14 protein-coding genes are annotated in these 16839 nt (G+C 65.0%); 4 read left to right on the forward strand and 10 right to left on the reverse strand.

The window, feature by feature from the left end:
- Positions 1–3 precede the first annotated feature (3 nt).
- From LXT13_RS05405 to LXT13_RS05415, 3 genes are read right to left on the reverse strand one after another with little or no spacing between them, the layout of a single operon-like run.
- Positions 4–870, reverse strand: a complete 867-nt coding sequence (locus LXT13_RS05405) for a hypothetical protein (protein WP_233370607.1) — start codon at positions 868–870, stop codon at positions 4–6.
- Between the two features lie 16 nt (positions 871–886).
- Positions 887–1756, reverse strand: coding sequence for an ABC transporter ATP-binding protein (locus LXT13_RS05410; protein ID WP_233370608.1), 870 nt, complete (start codon positions 1754–1756; stop codon positions 887–889).
- Positions 1753–2106, reverse strand: a complete 354-nt coding sequence (locus LXT13_RS05415; RefSeq protein WP_233370610.1) for a GntR family transcriptional regulator — start codon at positions 2104–2106, stop codon at positions 1753–1755. The genes LXT13_RS05410 and LXT13_RS05415 overlap by 4 nt, the downstream gene beginning before the upstream one ends.
- A 288-nt stretch (positions 2107–2394) precedes the next feature.
- Between LXT13_RS05415 and LXT13_RS05420 the strand changes: the two genes are divergently transcribed.
- Entirely contained in the window at positions 2395–2643 is a 249-nt protein-coding gene (locus tag LXT13_RS05420; RefSeq protein WP_233370612.1) for a hypothetical protein, read from the forward strand.
- A gap of 61 nt (positions 2644–2704) precedes the next feature.
- Here the strand turns inward: LXT13_RS05420 and LXT13_RS05425 are convergent, their stop codons facing one another.
- From LXT13_RS05425 to LXT13_RS05450, 6 genes are all read right to left on the reverse strand, one after another.
- Positions 2705–5902: a type I restriction endonuclease subunit R gene (locus LXT13_RS05425; RefSeq protein ID WP_233370614.1), complete on the reverse strand. Its 3198-nt coding sequence runs from the start codon at positions 5900–5902 to the stop codon at positions 2705–2707.
- 129 nt (positions 5903–6031) lie between these two features.
- Positions 6032–8005 carry an RNA-binding domain-containing protein gene (locus tag LXT13_RS05430; protein ID WP_233370615.1) on the reverse strand — a complete coding sequence of 658 codons (1974 nt, stop codon included), beginning with the start codon at positions 8003–8005 and terminating at the stop codon, positions 6032–6034.
- A 5-nt stretch (positions 8006–8010) separates the two neighbouring features.
- Positions 8011–9327: a restriction endonuclease subunit S gene (locus tag LXT13_RS05435; protein WP_233370616.1), complete on the reverse strand. Its 1317-nt coding sequence runs from the start codon at positions 9325–9327 to the stop codon at positions 8011–8013.
- Positions 9317–10885: a class I SAM-dependent DNA methyltransferase gene (locus LXT13_RS05440; RefSeq protein WP_233370618.1), complete on the reverse strand. Its 1569-nt coding sequence runs from the start codon at positions 10883–10885 to the stop codon at positions 9317–9319. Before LXT13_RS05440 ends, LXT13_RS05435 begins: the two co-directional genes overlap by 11 nt.
- 10 nt (positions 10886–10895) lie before the next feature.
- Positions 10896–11663: an NYN domain-containing protein gene (locus LXT13_RS05445; protein WP_233370620.1), complete on the reverse strand. Its 768-nt coding sequence runs from the start codon at positions 11661–11663 to the stop codon at positions 10896–10898.
- A gap of 66 nt (positions 11664–11729) precedes the next feature.
- Entirely contained in the window at positions 11730–12014 is a 285-nt protein-coding gene (locus LXT13_RS05450; protein ID WP_233370621.1) for a hypothetical protein, read from the reverse strand.
- 531 nt (positions 12015–12545) lie between these two features.
- On the opposite strand from LXT13_RS05450, the gene LXT13_RS05455 reads away from it, so the two are divergent.
- The 3 genes from LXT13_RS05455 to LXT13_RS05465 all read left to right on the forward strand — a co-directional run bounded on the left by LXT13_RS05455 (position 12546) and on the right by LXT13_RS05465 (position 15691).
- Positions 12546–13169: a ribonuclease T2 family protein gene (locus tag LXT13_RS05455; RefSeq protein ID WP_233370623.1), complete on the forward strand. Its 624-nt coding sequence runs from the start codon at positions 12546–12548 to the stop codon at positions 13167–13169.
- Between the two features lie 20 nt (positions 13170–13189).
- Positions 13190–13780: a hypothetical protein gene (locus tag LXT13_RS05460; RefSeq protein WP_233370624.1), complete on the forward strand. Its 591-nt coding sequence runs from the start codon at positions 13190–13192 to the stop codon at positions 13778–13780.
- A gap of 75 nt (positions 13781–13855) precedes the next feature.
- Positions 13856–15691: a phospholipase D-like domain-containing protein gene (locus LXT13_RS05465; protein WP_233370625.1), complete on the forward strand. Its 1836-nt coding sequence runs from the start codon at positions 13856–13858 to the stop codon at positions 15689–15691.
- Positions 15692–15734: 43 nt separating this feature from the next.
- Here LXT13_RS05465 and LXT13_RS05470 read toward each other — a convergent pair whose 3' ends face one another.
- Complete coding sequence (locus LXT13_RS05470; protein ID WP_233370627.1) at positions 15735–16754, reverse strand: AraC family transcriptional regulator; 1020 nt, start codon at positions 16752–16754, stop codon at positions 15735–15737.
- Positions 16755–16839 lie beyond the last annotated feature (85 nt).

Here is a 16839-nt window from a genome sequence, read left to right on the forward strand (position 1 = left end):
GGATCAGCCGGCGCGTGCCCGCTTCATGACCACCAGCGCGAAACCCGCCGCGGCGACCGCCGCCCAGGCCAGGAACTGCAGCGAGGCCAGATCCGCCAGCGCCAAGCCGAAGTCCTGCAGCATCAGGCTACCGACCGGTCCGCCGGCTCGCAGCGCCTCGATCAGTTCGGCCGGGTTGTGGAACAGCGCATGGTTGATGCGCGTGTTCACGTCCTGCAGAGCCTCCAGCGGCCAGTCAATGCCGTAGGCGCCATGCAGGACCGCCACCGCCACGCCCGCGCCCACCAGCACCACCGGCACGCCCAGGCGCTTGAGCCACGCCGACGCGGCCATCAGCACGAGGATCAGCGGCGCCAGCCACAGCGTCAGCGGCAGCGTACCGGCAATCAGGCGCAGCATTAACGGCGCCCCGGCGCGGACGACCTCGCTCCACTGCACCGCTGTCGCCGCGCCCAGCCCTTGCGCGCTTGTCAGCACGCCGGCAGCTACCGGCAGCGCGAACAGCGCCCCGATGACGGCACCGCCCAGCGGCGCCAGCCAGGCATGGGCCAGCACGGTCGCCGCCACGCTCTCGCTCGGGCGGCCCGGCAAGGACAGCCAGAACTCGATGGAGCGGTCCTGCGCGTCGCGCCGGGCCAACCCCGGCAACTGGAACAGGGCCACCAGCAGGCAGATGACGTAGACCACCGCGACGGTCGCCGCCGCAGCGGCCATTGCGACCAGTTCCGCCGGGGCGTTCGGTAGCCCCTGCACACCGCCGAATGGCAAGATGGCCAGGAAGATCAGCGGCGGTGCCAGCGCCGCGATGAGCCAGCCGCGCTTGTGCTGCATCCATTCGCGCAGCAGCAGGGTGGGGATGTGGGTGTTCATGGCGTCTCCTTGTCGTTTAGGCTTGCTTGCCGTTCAGCGCCGGATTCCGGGTCAGCGCCATGAAAAGGTCCACGAGGCTGGGGCGCACGCGCTGGCCAAGGCTCGCCAGGTGCTCGGGCGGTGCCCCATCGAACAGCGACGTCGTACGCCCCTGCTCGCGATAGCGCAGCAGCGGATGGGCGGCGGCCATAGCGTCAGCGGCAGCCGGGTCGTGGTTCAGCGCAACGAACCGGCGGTCGATGTCCTCCAGGCTGATGGCCAGCGCCACGCGCCCCTCATCCAGCATGATGACGTCCGACAGCAGCGCCTCCACCTCTTCCACCTGGTGCGTCGAGATCAGCACGCTGCGCTCGCCGTCGCACCATTCGTCGATCAGCATCTCGTAGAAGCTCTTGCGTGAGATCACGTCCAGCCCCAGCGTCGGCTCGTCCAGGATCATCAGCTTCGCGTCGATGGCCGCGATCAACGCCAGGTGCGTCTGTGCCACCATGCCCTTGGACAGGCTCTTGATCTTGTCGCTCTCGCTCACGCTCGTGCGCTTGAGCAGCGCCCGTGCGCGCTCGGCCGAAAACCGCGGCTGCAGCCGGCTCATCAGCGTGATCAGCTCGGTCACGCGCGCCCAGCGGGGTAGCACGGCCACGTCGGGGATGTAGCTCAGCTGCTCCAGCAGCTTCTGGCGGTCCTGCGTCGGCCGCAGGCCGAGCACCGACAGATCGCCCTGCACCGGCAGTAGCCCCACCAGCGCCTTCATCAGCGTGGTCTTGCCCGCGCCGTTGTGCCCCAGCAGGCCCACCACGCGGCCTTGCGGCACGGTGATGGACACGTCATTCAGCGCTGTCTTCCTGCCGTAGCGCAGCGTTATGTTCTTCGCATCGATGAGGTTCATGTGGACTCCCAGTTCAGATCCTTGGCCGTCAGTCCCAGCCGCTTGAGCTTGGCACGCAGCGCGGGCCAGTCCTTCTGCAGGAATTGCGCGCGCTCCTGCCGCAGCAGTCGCTCCCGTGCGCCCGCCTTGACATACATGCCCATCCCGCGGCGGCTCTCGATGAGCCCGTGGTCAGCCAGCGCCTGCAGCGCACGCGTGACGGTCAGCGGGTTGATGACGTAGGTGCTGGCCAGTTGCCGCACCGACGGCAGGGCTTCGCCCTCCGGCGGGCTACCATCCAGCAACTGCACGGCCAGGCGGTCCGCAAGTTGCTGGTAAATCGGCGCCTGGTCTGTCCAGGTGGGAGTCATGGGCGCTCCGGGGTGTGTTGGTGATGTAGCACACCATATCTGGGGAAGCAGGGCGGCCCAAGGCGGGTGCGACAGGCTGTTGAATTTGCGGCATGAACGGTTTGCCGGGTCTCTGTCGGTTTGCGCTGAGTTTGGAATTGTTTGCGCTGAGTCTTGAAATCGACCCACCGGCAAGGTGGCGCATGCCGACCACAGATATAGCGTGTTGACGTTGCGAAATGCACTGTCTATAGTGTCAAACTGGATGCAAATACAGCATTTTGCTTTTGGATAGCAAAAGGAGCTTCTATGGGCACCAACACTAAATCGACGTCTCCCGGAGTGGCGTCACTGGCGGGTAAAACGCTTCAGAGCGGGGCGGCAAGTGCCGTTCAGCGCTCGCTCGCCGGATCCGCTTTGCGCCAAGCTGGCTCGGCTGCTCAAACTGGAGCAAAGACTGAAAGCAAGGCGTCCAGCGCTTTGGACAATCCGCGTTCGTCGACGACAACCAAGACGCTTGCAGGGTCTGTCGTTTCTCAGTCGAACAAGAAGCGCTGACAGGAGCTGCGGATTGCGCACCGGGTGGGCAATGGGCAACCCGGGAGTAACGGCCGGGCCTTCATGACCAGCTCTCGCCTAGCGCCTGCGCCTGCTGCAACACCAGTTCAACCGCCGCGTCCTGCATATCCGGCGGGTACTTGTATTTGCGCAGGATGCGCTTGACCATCAGGCGCAGGCTAGCGCGCACGCTCTCGCGCTCGGACCAGTCCACGCTCAGGTTCTTGCGCAGGTTCTCGGTCAGTTCGTGGGCGATCTTCTTGAGCGTCTCGTCGGTCAGCTCCCTGACCGCCGACTCGTTGTTGGCCAGCGCGTCGTAGAACCGCACTTCATCGTCGGTCAGCCCCAGGGACTCGCCGCGTGATGCTGCCTCGCGGAACTTCTTAGCCATCTCGACCAGCTCTTCCATGACCTGCGCCGTCTCGATCGAGCGGTTCTGGTAGCGGGTGATGACGTTGCCGAGCAGCTCGGAGAACTTCTTCTGCTGCACGACATTGCTGGCGAACTTGGACTTGATCTCGCCCTCCAGCAACCGCTCCAACAGTTCCACCGCCAGATTGCGCTCGGGCAGGTTCTTCACCTGGGCCAGGAACTCGTCATCGAGGAGGCCGATGTTGGGCTTGTCCAGGCCGACCGCGTCGAAGATGTCCACGACGGCGTCGGACACCACAGCTTGGCTGATGATCTGGCGGATGGATTGCTCGCGCTGCTCGTCGGTCTTCTTCTGCTGCGAGATGTCGCGCTTGGTCAGGATCACCTTGACCGCCTGCAGGAAGGCTACTTCTTCGCGCACGGCCTTGGCCTCGTCCAGCGTGCAGCACAGCGTGAAGGCCTTGCTCATGGCCAGGGCGGCGTCGGCGAAGCGCTTCTTGCCGTCGCGGTTGCCCTCGGTCTTCAGTCCCAGCACATGGTTGGCCGCGCCGGCCAAGGGCTTGTGGCCACCGGTTAGGAAGCCGCTCCAGTCGTAGCCGTGCAGCATGGCTCGCAGAACATCCAGCTTCTCGGCCAGCACGGCGTAGGCCTCGTGCGCATCAACAGTCGGTCGGCCGCGACCTTGGCTGGCCGTGTACTCACGCATGGCCGCCTTTAGCTCGTTGCCGATGCCGATGTAGTCCACTACCAGTCCGCCCTGCTTGTCCTTGAACACGCGGTTCACGCGGGCGATGGCCTGCATGAGGTTGTGGCCCTTCATCGGCTTGTCCACGTACATGGTGTGTACGCACGGCGCATCGAAGCCCGTGAGCCACATGTCGCGCACGATCACGAGCTTGAGCGGGTCGCTCGGGTCCTTGAAGCGCTTCTCCAGCCGCTTCTTGACCTGGCCGCTGTAGATGTGAGGCCGCAGCAGAGCCTTGTCGCTGGCCGAGCCGGTCATCACGATCTTGACCGCGCCCCTTTCGGGGTCGGCGTCATGCCAGCCGGGCCGGAGCTTGATGATCTCGTCGTAGAGATGGACGCAGATGTCGCGGCTCATCGCGACGACCATGGCCTTGCCGCGCTGCGCGGCGTCGCGGGCCTCGAAGTGCGTCACCAGGTCGGCTGCCACGCTGGCCACGCGAGGCCCCGCGCCGACCACCTTCTCCAGCGCCGCCCAACGGCTCTTCAGTTTGGCCTGAGTGCTTTCCTCTTCGTCCTCGGCCAGCTCGTCCACTTCGTCGTCGATGGTGGGCAGCTCCTCGTCCTTCAGGCGCAGCTTGGCCAGGCGGCTCTCGTAGTAGATTGCGACGGTGGCGCCATCTTCCTTGGCCTGCTGCATGTCGTAGACATGGATGTAGTCGCCGAACACCGCGCGCGTGTCGCGGTCCGCCGCTGACACCGGCGTGCCCGTGAACGCGACGAAGGTGGCGTGCGGCAGAGCATCGCGCAGATGCTGGGCGTAGCCGACCTGGTACTTGGTCTTGTACTCAGGGGACTCAAAATCCCCCGCCATGTAGGCAGGCGCCTTGCCATCGGTGGTCAACGCCGACGATGCCCGATCAACGCGCATCTTGACCTCTTTCAGCCTGGCCTCGAAGCCGTACTGCGTGCGGTGGGCCTCGTCAGCAATGACGACGATGTTGCGCCGGTCCGAGAGCATGGGGAACAGATCCTCATCCTCGCCGGGCATGAACTTCTGGATCGTCGCGAAGACGATGCCGCCCGACGGCCGATTGCTCAGCAGCGTGCGCAGTTCCTGCCGCGTGGTGGCCTGCACCGGCTGCTCGCGCAGCAGGTCCTGCGCCAGGCTGAACACGCCGAACAACTGCCCGTCCAAATCGTTGCGGTCCGTGATCACGACGATGGTCGGGTTCTCCATCGCCGGCTCCTGCATCACCCGCGCCGCAAAGCAGGTCATGGTGATGCTCTTGCCGCTGCCCTGGGTGTGCCACACCACGCCGCCCTTGCCACGCTGTGCCGCGCTGCTGTCCGGGCGCGACGCCGCCACCACTTGCTCGATGGCCGCACGCACCGCGTGGAACTGGTGATAGCCGGCCACCTTCTTGATCAGCCGGCCGTCATCCTCAAACAGCACGAAGTAGCGCAAGTAGTCCAGCAGCATGGCCGGAGCCAACGCGCCGCGGATCAGCGTCTCCAGCTCGTTGAACTCACCCAGCGGGTCCAGGTCGGTGCCGTTGATCGTGCGCCATTGCTGGAAACGCTCCTCGTCGGCCGACAGCGACCCCATGCGCGCTTCGCTGCCGTCCGAGATGACCAGCACCTCGTTGTACTGGAACGCGTCGGGAATCTGCGCCTTGTAGGTCTGGATCTGGTGAAAGGCCTTCCAGATGTCGGCATGCGTGTCGGCCGGGTTCTTCAGCTCGATCAACACCAGCGGCAGGCCGTTGACGAAGAGCACGATGTCCGGCCGGCGCGTGTGGTGCGCGCCCTTGATCGTGAACTGGTTGACCGCCCACCATTCGTTGGCGGCCACATCGCCCCAGTCAATCAAGCGGACGAAGTCGCCGCGCGTCTCGCCGTCCTTCTGGTACTGCACCGGCACGCCGTTGACCAGCAGCTTGTGAAAGGCACGGTTGGCTGAAAGCAGAGCGGGGATCCCGAGGTCCAGCACCTGCGCCAGGGCATCTTCTCGGGCGCCAGCGGGGACGTTGGGGTTCAGCTTCTTGATGGCGGCGCCAAGCCGCCCGCGCAACAGCGCCTGCCGGTAGTCGCCTCGCTCAGGTGCCGAGCTGTCAGGCGCGATGTCAGCGCCACTGCGTTGGGTGTAGCCCAGTTCAACCAGCCAGCCCAACGCTTCGGATTCAAGCTGATCTTCGGTCATTGATCCTCCTTCTCGCGCCCTCGGTCTCGTGGTTCGGGCAAAGCTCTGGGGCCAACAGATGGAGGCATGGTGAGCTGGCGCAGGCTGACGCAACCCTCCGTATCGACAAAGGCAGGCCTGCTACGACGTTCAAGCACAGCGGTAGGCCTGCTGGGCGTGGGTCGGCTTGGTCGGGAAGGCCAGCTTCATCTGCCCTGACTTGACCATCGGGCTCAAGTACTGCTGCCGCAGGCCGTCCGCATTGCGATTCAGGAGCTTGGCGAGCGCTGAAAGCGTGATGAACTGGTCCTGGCACAGCGCATGAATGACCAGCTCCATCTTGTGTCGCGGCAGCTTCTCCTTCTGGCGCGCCTCAGCCGCCAGGCCTTCCAGTTGGGCCAGGAAACCGGCGTCCAGCATGGCCAGATCGTCCACAACCGGCGAGTCCAGCAGAGGCGATGCCAGGCGGCCCAGCGAATCCCGCATCTGCTGCGGCAGGTCCGAATACTCGGAGCTCACCTCCGAATATTCGGAGCCCCCCGCCAAATCCGGTTCGCCGCTCCGAGTATTGGCTCCGGGAGTTGCGGCCAGCAGTTGGGGCCCGACGAAAACCTGATCGGGCGTCGGCAACGCCTCGCCCGGCAGATGGTAGATCGTTCCCCGGGAGCGCCCATCCGAGACCAGCAACCCCTGCCGTACCAGGCGGGCCAGCAGCACGCTGAGGTCGTGCGAATGGGCGTCGCAAAGCTCCAGCAGGCGGGTGTGGCTCACCACGCGCTCCAGGGCGGCCGTAACCATGATCAGCCGTCCGGTATGGTCCAGCTCATCGAACGCGGTGCCGAAACGCTGGCGCAACGCCGCAAGGGCCGGCGTCGGCAGCAGGTCGGCCATGTGCAGCGCCAGTTGCGTCTGCTCCGGCAGATCCTTCTCGCTCAACGCCGGAGGCCTCCAATGCTGGCTCTTCCAGCCGCCATAGATGCGCGGCATGCCTGAGCCGCCCCGCTCCCCCAAGCCGATCAGCAGGAACATCTGGTGCAGGATGCGATTGCGGCAGTCGCTCTCGCCGCCTCTAATCACCTGCTCCAGCGGTAGACGCAGCCCACCCGGGTTGCGAAAGCCGAACATGTCCGGCCGCTTCACCACCAGCACCGACACCCGCCCTGTGTAGTCCGCATGCACCAGAGTGTTCACCAGCGCCTCGCGCAGGGCCTGGTGAACCGGCGTGTCGTCCTGACGCTGGCCGTCCTTCAGCGCAAACGGCACCTTCAGGTCTGCCGTGAGCTTGCGATACACGCGCCGGTAGAACTCGAACAGATTGCCGGTCCAGCTGCCGTCCGGCACCAGACGGTCCACCCAGCGCAGCTCTGCCTTGGCCTCGGGGCGCTCCTGGTAGTCCAAGAAATAGTTTGGCATGGCGTCCTGGATTGACGGCCACCTGCCGAACATCAGCAAGCCCGCAATGGTCAGCCCGGCCTCGCCGGTCTGCCGGTCGCGGCGCCAGCCCCGCAAGCTCTGCACGAACTCGAAGTCGTCCTGCTCCAGGAAGGGGTGCCCAGGCTTCTCGTCGCGCAGCATCTGGCGATAAATGCGCAAGCTCTCCGGGTCGAGATCCTCCATGCCGTAGTTCGGCAGGATGCGCGCGTCACGCTCGTCCTCCACCTGCTCGGCCAGCATGCGCTTGACCGTCTCTTCGTCGCAATGGCGGTCGCCGTCGTTGAGCCGGCGATAGGTATTGCCGAAGGGCTGGCTATGCAGGAACACCGGCTTCTGCTTACGCGATGCGGCCGGAATGCGTACCGCCAGCAGCACCTTGCCGTCGATCACGTGCTCGGTCACGTCTGCATCCCCCAGCAGGTTGGTGCTGACCTTGGCGCGGTTGTTGAGATTGTTGAAAAGCTCAGTGCGCAGCTTAGCCGCATGGGGCAGGCCAGCCAGCGAAAACACGCCGTCCTTCTCGCGCAGGCCCAGCAGCACGATGCCGCCATGTGCATTGGCCATGGCCGAATAGGTCGGCCAGAAGTCCTTGGGCAGTTCTCCCTTGCCGTCCTGCCCCAGGGCGAGCTTGCACTCCAGCTCCTGCGACTCGCGCAGCAGATGGATGTCTTCGAGCGAGTCGAGCTTCATAGGCGTCAGGCGGCTTCGGCGACGATGGCCTGCGCCTCGGGCAGGCGCAGCTGGCCGGAGATCAGGCGAGGGAGGAGGGTGTCGCGGAGGCTGGCGAGGCTGCGGGTTTGCGCGTTGTTTGCACTTGCCTTGCGATGGATTGCCGTCACCAGTTCTCCAAAAGCGGTCGCCACTGACTCCGATGGGACTGCCACCATGTAGCGGCCTAGGACATCGTTCTGAATTCTCTGACGGCCGCTCGTGCCGGACATGATTTGAATCGCATGCTCACGGAAGGGCTGATGGCGACACAGCAAGTAGGCATGGAACGAGGGCAAAGGTCGCTTGGGACGCAGCACAACAAATTCGGTCGAGCCCCAGCCGACTTGATGTTCATCCAGAAAATCAACGAACGCCGATTTGCCGTTCTCCAGGCATGGCGTGATTCGCGCCAGAAGCGTATCGCCAGCGACGAACTTTGTGCCGGATCCGAACTCGCGAATCGACACCTCGGCAGCGCTGAACCCTTGCGTGGGGACATTCGCCATGTCCAGGTATGGCGCCGGCACACCCTTGCTCAGCCGACGTGACGGGTTCACGTCGTAAGCATCGGCCACAGGCAAAAGGCGCCACCCCTTCGGTACCTCCCCCAACTCCGAGTTCTCGAAGCTGTCGGGGAAGAGGGCAGCGGTGGCTTCGTCCATGCCTACGGGGGCGCGGCCGTCGCGCTTGGCGCGCACGGGGTCGAAGTCCACGAACCAGGACTTGAACAGCGCCTGGGCGATGGCTTCCAGCGTCGCGTTGGTTTCGCGGAGGAGGGTGATGCGGTCGTCGAGAGCACCAAGCAGGTCAGCGACAGCTCGCTGAACGCCAATGGCAGGGCACGGAACTTCGATCTGTTCGATCCGAAAAAGTGCGAGCTTTGGCTGTGTCGATCCGACGGTCAGCGAACGGATGGCGCTTTGACCAGCCGCTGAGCGAAGGTAGTAGCTGAGGTAGCGGGCATCGACTCTGCTGGCATCAATCTCGCAGATCTTGGCGGCGTTCTCCGTCAAATTCGCACCGTCGAGTGCTGCGGGTACCGAGCCAACCATCCCAATCGTGCCGACGATTGAGATGTAGAGATCACTTGTAGAGATTACGTACCTGGCAATCTGCGGAAAGACCTCATCGGGGACGTATTGCAGACTCGTCGAGTCGATGGATCCGTCCTTGAAGTCGACGATCCGTAGGTAGGGGTGACTTGTCTTCTGCGACGTCAGTGCCGTGCCAGCGGGCATGCGCTTGCCGCCCTTGACTTGAGCGAGTTGACCGATCGTGAAGATCGGTACGTCAGAACTCATACCCCAATCCCCCCAGCTTCGCCCTGATCAGCGCATCCAGCTCAGCCCCCTTGGCCATCTGCTCGCCCAACTGCTCGGTCAGCCGCGTCATCTTGTCGGCAAAGGCTTCGTCGTCGTCCTCCACCTCTTCTGCGCCCACATAGCGCCCCGGCGTCAGCACATGGCCGTGCTGGGCGATCTCGGCCAGCGGCACGCTGCGGCAGAAGCCGGGCACATCGGCGTACTCGCCCAGCGCCTCGCCCGCCGCCGCTTCACCGCGCCACGCCGCCACGGTGGCGGCGATGCGGGCGATGTCCTCATCGCCCAGCTCGCGCTGCACGCGGCTGATCATGCGGCCCAGCTTGCGGGCGTCGATGAACAAGACCTGGCCCTTGCGCGCGGCCGGCTTGCGCTTGGCCAGGAACCACAGGCAGGCCGGGATCTGGGTGTTGAAGAAGAGCTGGCCGGGCAGGGCCACCATCACCTCCACCACGTCGGCCTCCACCATCGCGGCGCGGATGACGCCCTCGTTGTTCTGGCTTGAGCTCATCGAGCCGTTGGCCAGCACGATGCCGGCGCGGCCTGTGTCCTTCAGGTGGTGCAGCATGTGCTGCAGCCAGGCGTAGTTGGCATTTCCCTGCGGCGGGTCGCCATACACCCAGCGCGCATCGCCCTCCAAGCTGCCGTGCCACCAGTCGCTGATGTTGAAGGGAGGGTTGGCGAGGATGTAGTCAGCCCGCAGGTCGGGGTGCTGGTTGCGGGTGAAGCTGTCCTGCGGCTCGCGGCCCAGGTTGAAGTCGATGCCGCGAATGGCCAGATTCATGGCCGCCAGGCGCCAGGTGGTGGGGTTGCTCTCCTGGCCGTAGATGGACACGTCGCCCAGCTTCCCGCCGTGGGCCTCGATGAACTTCTCGCTCTGCACGAACATGCCGCCCGAGCCGCAGCAGGGGTCGTACACCTTGCCGTGGTGCGGAGCCAGCACGGCGACGAGCGTCTTGACGATGGAAGCCGGCGTGTAGAACTGGCCGCCCTTCTTGCCCTCGGCGCTGGCGAACTGGCCGAGGAAGTACTCGTAGACCTGGCCCAGCACGTCGCGGGCTTGGCCGGCGTTGCTGCCGAAGCCAATGGTGGAGATCAGGTCCACCAGTTCGCCGAGCTTGCCGTCGGGCAACTGGGCGCGGCCGTAGCGTTTGTCCAGAATGCCCTTGAGCTTGGGGTTCTCGCCTTCGATGAGAGTCAGGGCGTCGTCGATGCTGCGGCCGATGGTGGGTTGCTTGGCCTGGCCGCGCAGATGCTCCCAGCGCGCGCCCTCGGGCACCCAGAAGACGTTGACGGCGGTGTAGTAGTCGCGGTCGTCGGCCTCGGCGGCGACGTCGGCGCCGCTGGCGTCGCCGTAGTAGTACTCGTCATCCGGGTTGCGCAGCCGGGCGATCACCTCGGCGCGGCGCGCGGCGAAGGTGTCGGACACGTACTTCAGGAAGATCAGGCCGAGCACCAGGTGCTTGTATTCGGCGGCGTCCATATTGGCGCGCAGCTTGTCGGCCGCGGCCCAGAGAGTTTTCTTGATGTCGTCGAGCATGGGAAGCGAGTCAGGCTGCGTCAGGTGCAGCGGAGGCGGTGTCTTTTGGGGCAGCCAGCGCCACGGTCCAGTGCCCGCCGACCTCTTGGCACAGGCTTAGCAGATCGTAGGTTTTAAGCATGCTGACTAAACCGGAATGGCCATAGGTCTGTGGGCTGAACGCGGGGTCCGTGCGGCGAAGATACGAACCCAAACCCCCGACATGAACGCGCCCGTCTGGCGTGTCCGCGGCCAGCAACTGCACAGCGGTCACCACCGTCTTCGGACGAAGCTTGGCCTTGGCGACGGGCGGCGCCGTCGTCACGGTTGCAGCAGCTTCAGCAGTGGCGACCTGCTCTGGCGGCGTCCACTCGAAGAACTGGTCGCTGGCGTTGCGCAGCGCATCCGGCGTCTTGGGCTCGCCGACAATGTGCACTGTGGCGCCGCGCTCGCGCAGCTTGCGGCACAGGTAAGCGAAGTCGGAGTCGCTGGTGACCAGGCAGAAGGTGTCGGCGCGCTGGTCGAACAGGGCTTCCATGGCGTCCAGCGCCAGGGCGATATCCGAGGTGTTCTTGCCGGCGGCGTACTGGTACTGCAGGCAGGGGGTGAAGGCTAGGCGAACGAGAGCTTCCTGCCACTTGTTAGCTAGCGTGGCATGGTTGCCGTAGCCACGGCGGAGCACGACGCGGCCGAACTGCGCAACCGTGCGGAGCGCAAAGTCCAAGGCCTCTGGCTTGATGTTGTCGCAGTCCACCAGCACCGCGACGCGCGCGTCTGCGCCTGCATTCGTGTGCAGCATTACTCCCCCTAGAGTTTGGGGATGATAGTGGTGCAGCGTGCCCCGGCGCTTAGCCGAATCCGAGATTCAAACGAACTGGATAGGCGGTAGCGACGCCTTCAGTGTGCTCAACGCCTCATGCAGCACAGCCAGTGCTTGCTGCTCGGTGCCCCCTTGGGGGAATGCTTGCAGCACCATCCCGTCTACCGTTTGCCCCGGCAGCTTGGCCCATTTGCGATGAACGCGTGCCTGTATCAGGTCGAAGCCGCGCATCTCCAACAGGCCGAGTAGCACTGTCTCAAAGCAGTAGACCGAGGTGGCTGCACTCTGACTGTTGTGAGCGACGACCAAAGGCTGGGTGTGAAGATGCACTCATGGACGTACGTTCCGGGTTTTCCTCCCGAGCACAGCTATCGCACCGTGGTCCCCGAGTGACCTACCTTAGGCCACCCAAGGCGACAACGACTTCACAGTAGCTCCGGTAACGCCTTCGCATGCCGCGCCGGGGAGCTAAGCCTAGTTTGGCAAATCGAGGCTGCGGCGCCCGCGACTGGTTTGATGACCGCTGAACCAGCGTCCGACTGCGGCCGTCGAAGGCGGTAGTCCGGAAAGTCCAATCTTGAGTGAAACGAATTCAAGAAAGTTCGATGTTCAGGGAGGACAGCAGTTCAAGGTGCCGTGAGGTAGTCGTGGCTAGCCAGCGACCCGCCGGGCGATCAGTTTCGGCATGAGTGAGAACCGCCACCGATCTGCGGCCAACATCTCCGCAAGCTTGTGGAGAGCTCGCCTTCCGCCCCATACCGGCCGACATCGAAGCTCCGTATAACTGCCCTGGGAGCCGCGTCCCGTGCGGCCAAGGGGAGCTCGATGAAACGCCTTCCGCTGCGATCTCTTTTCGCCGCCATGCTGTTCTTGCTCGCCACTTCGGTGGACGCCAAGAAGCACTCCCATCCGCCGGCACCACACCAGGCCGGGCAGTTCGACTATTACGTGCTCAGCCTGTCCTGGGCGCCGGAGTACTGCAAGACGCATCCGAAGGACGAGGCGGAGTGTGGCGTGAACCGGCCCGGCTTCGTCCTGCATGGCCTGTGGCCGCAGTATGCGCAGGGCGGGTATCCGGCCAGCTGCAGTACCGCTGGACTTGACGAAGCGAGCCTGACGCTGGGCAAGAGCATCTTTCCGAGCGAGAAGCTCGTCGTGCATGAGTGGCAGAAGCACGGCACCTGCACGGGCCTGGAGCCGCAGGCCTACTTTCAGGCGGCGGATAGCGCGCGCAAGTCGGTAACCGTGCCCGCCTTGCTGCAGCCGGGCAGCAACCGCCGCACGATGGCGCTGGCCAATGTCACGCAGTCGCTGTTGGACGCCAATCCGGCTCTCGGTCGTCGAAATCTGGCCCTGCTGTGCGCCGGCAAGGAGTTGTCGGAGGTGCGTGTCTGCCTGAACAAGGAGCTGCAGCCCATGGCGTGTGGCCGGGATGTGACCTCCACCTGCAAGGGGTCGACCATCACGCTGCTGGGCGTGCAGTAGGCCAGACAAGGAGAATCACCATGGAAATCTCCCGCACCGCGACACTGATGGTCTTGTTCACGTGGTCGATCGGCCTGGCAGTGTCGCTGCCGGTCCGGGCCGATCCCGCTGCCGACCCGGCGCCACTGAAGGTGGTCATCGTGCGCCACGGCGAGAAACCGCCGGATGGCGACAACCTGTCCTGTGAGGGGCTGAACCGCGCGCTGGCGCTGCCCGGCGTGCTGGACGCTCAGTTTCCGCCGCCACCGCCACCCATCCCGCTACTGGCCTATGTGCCCTCGCTCAAGCTGGGCAAGGAGACCGCCCACGCCCGCATGTTCCAGACGGTGACGCCCTATGCCGTCAAGCATGGCATCACGGTGAACTCGCAATTCGCAGAGGACGATGTGAAGTCGGCTGCCCGTGACGTGTTGAAGCGCTCGGGATTGGTGGTGATGGTCTGGGAACACAGCCAGATCCCGCCGCTGGCCAAAGCGCTGGGCGTGTCCAGTCCGCCGCCTTGGCACAAGCATGACTTCGATTCGATCTGGATCATCACGCCAGCCGGCGGCAAGGCCGACTTCGCCACGAGCGTCGAGGGGCTGACTCCGGCCTCGACCTGTCCGCCCTGACGGACGCTGCCACAGGTCGACCGGCGCTGCGGCCCGGTGGCGACTAGCTCGGCAAACAACATAGGGAGACAACACATGAGCAAGGTGAAGAAGGAGAACGGAACACTGGCTGTCGTCGCGCACCGGGGTGATGCCAAGACGCTGCTGGCGTTCGACCTGTTGAAGGAGTCGGCGCAGGCGCATCTGGCCGGCTTCACGATCCGCGTGAAGCCACCGGGTGGCCAGCCCTATTTCCTGCATAACAACCTGCGCTTCGAGCATCCGGGCCAGCATGCGCAGGACCCGTCCGAACCGGCCTTCTCCAGCCTGAACGCACCCTTCCATAAATTCCGCTGGCTTCATGTGCCCGGCAGCGTTCACCAAGGCCTCGAGCCCAGCCACGGCACCTACGAATACGGCGTCACGCCGCGTTATTTCGATACCGCCGGCTCGCTGGCGCCGTTGGACCCAAAGCTGACGGTGGCGGTACAGGTGCCGGTGGCGCCGTTCGAGAAGGGGCGGTTCAAGCTCGGCTTCACGCGGGGGTTCACGCAATCCCAGGCCTTCGTGCGGCACTTCGGCCTGAAGGCCAGCATCAAACCCAAGGATGCAGACCTGCTGTTCGACACGACGCAGGTGTCCGGCACCAATGCGCGCGGCGAGCCGTACACGTACGAGCAGCAGTACCGCTGGCTGGGCTTCACGGCGCGCAGTCGCATCATCGAAGTCATCGAGCGCGTGCTGCAGGACCGGCGGTTGAAGCTCGATGTCTTCGCCTACGACCTGAACGAGCCAGGCGTCATCGGCGCACTGCGCGACCTGGGCCGGCAGAAGCGGGTGCGCATCATCCTGGACGACGCCTCCCTGCACCATGACCGGCAAGGATCCAAGCCTGAGGACAAGTTCGCGCAGCTGTTCAATGAGGCGGTGGGCGACGACACGATGCTCAAGCGCGGCCATTTCGGCCGCTTCGCCCACGACAAGGTGCTGATCGTCAAGCAGGGCAGCCACGCAGAGGCCGTGTTGACCGGCTCCACGAACTTTTCCGTGACGGGCCTGTACGTCAATTCAAACCACGTTGCCGTCTTCGAGGATGCCGACGTGGCCGCGGCCTATGCCGAGGTCTTTGACGCCGTCTGGAAGAGCGATGTGTCCAACGGCTTTGCGCACACGGAGCTGGCGTCCAAGGTCTTCAGCTATGCCGGGAGCGACGAGCTCCCGGCGGCGACCATCACCTTCTCGCCTCACGAGCCGAAGGTCGCCGACGAGCTGCTGCAGCACATCGTCGATCGCATCCAGGCGGAGGAGCAGGTCGATGACGGCACGGGCAGCATTCTGTTTGCCGTCATGGAGATGGACGCTGGCGCCACCAATCCCGTCTACGAGGCGCTCGCCGACGTGCACAAGAGCCGCAGCATCTTCAGTTTTGGCATTTCCGACAATCCGCCCGGCATCGAGCTGTACGGCGTGGGCACGACCGGCGGCGTGCTCGTCACCGGCAAGCCCATTCGCACGCAGTTGCCGCCGCCGTTCAGCCAGGTGCCCAACATCGGCGGCTTCGGCCATCAGATCCACCACAAGTTCATCGTCTGCGGTTTCAATGGGGCCGACCCCACGGTGTTCTTCGGCTCGTCCAACCTCGCTGCTGGCGGGGAGAAGGTCAATGGCGACAACCTCATCACCGTGAAGGATGGAGACGTGGCCACCGTCTTCGCGATCGAGGCTTTGGCGCTGGTGGATCACTTCAGCTTCCTGGACAGCACCGCGCAAGCGCCCAAGGCCGCCGCGGCCGCAGCGATGCCCGCGACCGCCAGCAAGCAGCAGGCCGCCGCGGCGGCGGGCTGGTTCCTGACGACCGATGATCGCTGGGCGCACAAGTTCTTTGATGCGCAGGACCTTCACTGCCGCGATCGGCTGCTGTTCGCCCGCTGAAGCGCGCCTGGCGGGTGCCGGCGCCGGTCGCGAGATGACCCGACTAGGCGCGGTACTCCGCAGGCGTCTTGCCGCTCCAGCGCTTGAAGGCGTGCCGGAAGCTGCGCGCATCGCTGAAGCCCAGCGCCGCAGCGATGTCTTCGACAGATAACGCCGTCGAGCGCAAATAGTCGGACGCCAGCGCATGCCGCACGCTGGCTACCAGCGCGCTGTAGGACGTGCCCTCGGCACTGAGCTTGCGGCCCAGTGTCCGCGACGTCATGCACAGCGCCGAGGCGACCGATTCGGCGCTGGGGAACTGGCCCGGCGTGCGCGTGATCTCGTCGTAGACGCGGCGCGTCAGCCCGGCCTGCCAGCCGATGCTGGTCAGCAGCCGCTCGCAGGTTTCGGACATCTGCGCCGCGGTGATTGGGTTGGCCCTGTAGGGCGCGCGGTCCAGCCATTCCCTCGGGTAGTGCAGCTCGTTGTGCTGACGGTCGAAGCTCACGGGGCATTCCAGCGTCTGCACCACCTGCGCGGCGTGCGGTGGCGCGGGCAGCGAATACAGCGCCCGCGTGGGCACGCACCAAGGGCCCATGCCGTCCTTGGTGAGGGCGACGTGGATCGCGAACTGCAGGTCAAGGAAGAAGCGGTACTCCGCGGCGTTGAGGCCCAGGCCCGCCAGTTCGGCGTGGGTCGGGAAACGCCAGATCGCCATGCCGTCCCGCTCAAAAAAGGAGACCGACATCACCGGCGTGGCCAGCGGGTCGTATCGAATCCGCAGCAGAAAGGCCTGGCGCAGCGTGACCGCGCTCAGCAGCGCATAGCCCAGCAGGCCATAACTGGTGAAGTGCATGCGCCGGCCCGCGTGCAGGCCGAGCTCCGTGACTGGAACGAGCCGGACGGCGTTGCGCCCCACCGTCAACAGCTGTTGCAGTGACGTCCGCACGTCCGGGTCGCGGATCTGCTCGGCGTTGAGGTGGGTGCCTTCCAGCGCTGCCTCCGGCGTGATGCCGTGCTCGGCAAGCACCTGCACGATGGCCAGGATCTTCAGCGGTGCGTAGAGCTTCTCGTGCAGGCTCATCGGGCCGTGCGACGTCCTGGCAAGAACTGGCTCCGGGTTAGCGGTGCGAGGGCGATGTTCAAGCGGCATGGGTGTGGATCGTGGT

This window comes from Pelomonas cellulosilytica, from assembly GCF_021353265.1.
Classification (GTDB): Bacteria; Pseudomonadota; Gammaproteobacteria; order Burkholderiales; family Burkholderiaceae_C; genus Pelomonas; species Pelomonas cellulosilytica.

What these genes read in the sequence shown, in the direction of transcription:
- LXT13_RS05460 (WP_233370624.1), top strand. Translation starts at nt 13,190, where the DNA reads ATGGAAATCTCCCGCACCGCGACACTGATGGTCTTGTTCACGTGGTCG.
- LXT13_RS05405 (WP_233370607.1), bottom strand. Translation starts at nt 870, where the DNA reads ATGAACACCCACATCCCCACCCTGCTGCTGCGCGAATGGATGCAGCAC.
- LXT13_RS05435 (WP_233370616.1), bottom strand. Translation starts at nt 9,327, where the DNA reads ATGAGTTCTGACGTACCGATCTTCACGATCGGTCAACTCGCTCAAGTC.
- LXT13_RS05440 (WP_233370618.1), bottom strand. Translation starts at nt 10,885, where the DNA reads ATGCTCGACGACATCAAGAAAACTCTCTGGGCCGCGGCCGACAAGCTG.
- LXT13_RS05465 (WP_233370625.1), top strand. Translation starts at nt 13,856, where the DNA reads ATGAGCAAGGTGAAGAAGGAGAACGGAACACTGGCTGTCGTCGCGCAC.
- LXT13_RS05430 (WP_233370615.1), bottom strand. Translation starts at nt 8,005, where the DNA reads ATGAAGCTCGACTCGCTCGAAGACATCCATCTGCTGCGCGAGTCGCAG.
- LXT13_RS05455 (WP_233370623.1), top strand. Translation starts at nt 12,546, where the DNA reads ATGCTGTTCTTGCTCGCCACTTCGGTGGACGCCAAGAAGCACTCCCAT.
- LXT13_RS05445 (WP_233370620.1), bottom strand. Translation starts at nt 11,663, where the DNA reads ATGCTGCACACGAATGCAGGCGCAGACGCGCGCGTCGCGGTGCTGGTG.
- LXT13_RS05470 (WP_233370627.1), bottom strand. Translation starts at nt 16,754, where the DNA reads ATGAGCCTGCACGAGAAGCTCTACGCACCGCTGAAGATCCTGGCCATC.
- LXT13_RS05420 (WP_233370612.1), top strand. Translation starts at nt 2,395, where the DNA reads ATGGGCACCAACACTAAATCGACGTCTCCCGGAGTGGCGTCACTGGCG.
- LXT13_RS05415 (WP_233370610.1), bottom strand. Translation starts at nt 2,106, where the DNA reads ATGACTCCCACCTGGACAGACCAGGCGCCGATTTACCAGCAACTTGCG.
- LXT13_RS05410 (WP_233370608.1), bottom strand. Translation starts at nt 1,756, where the DNA reads ATGAACCTCATCGATGCGAAGAACATAACGCTGCGCTACGGCAGGAAG.
- LXT13_RS05425 (WP_233370614.1), bottom strand. Translation starts at nt 5,902, where the DNA reads ATGACCGAAGATCAGCTTGAATCCGAAGCGTTGGGCTGGCTGGTTGAA.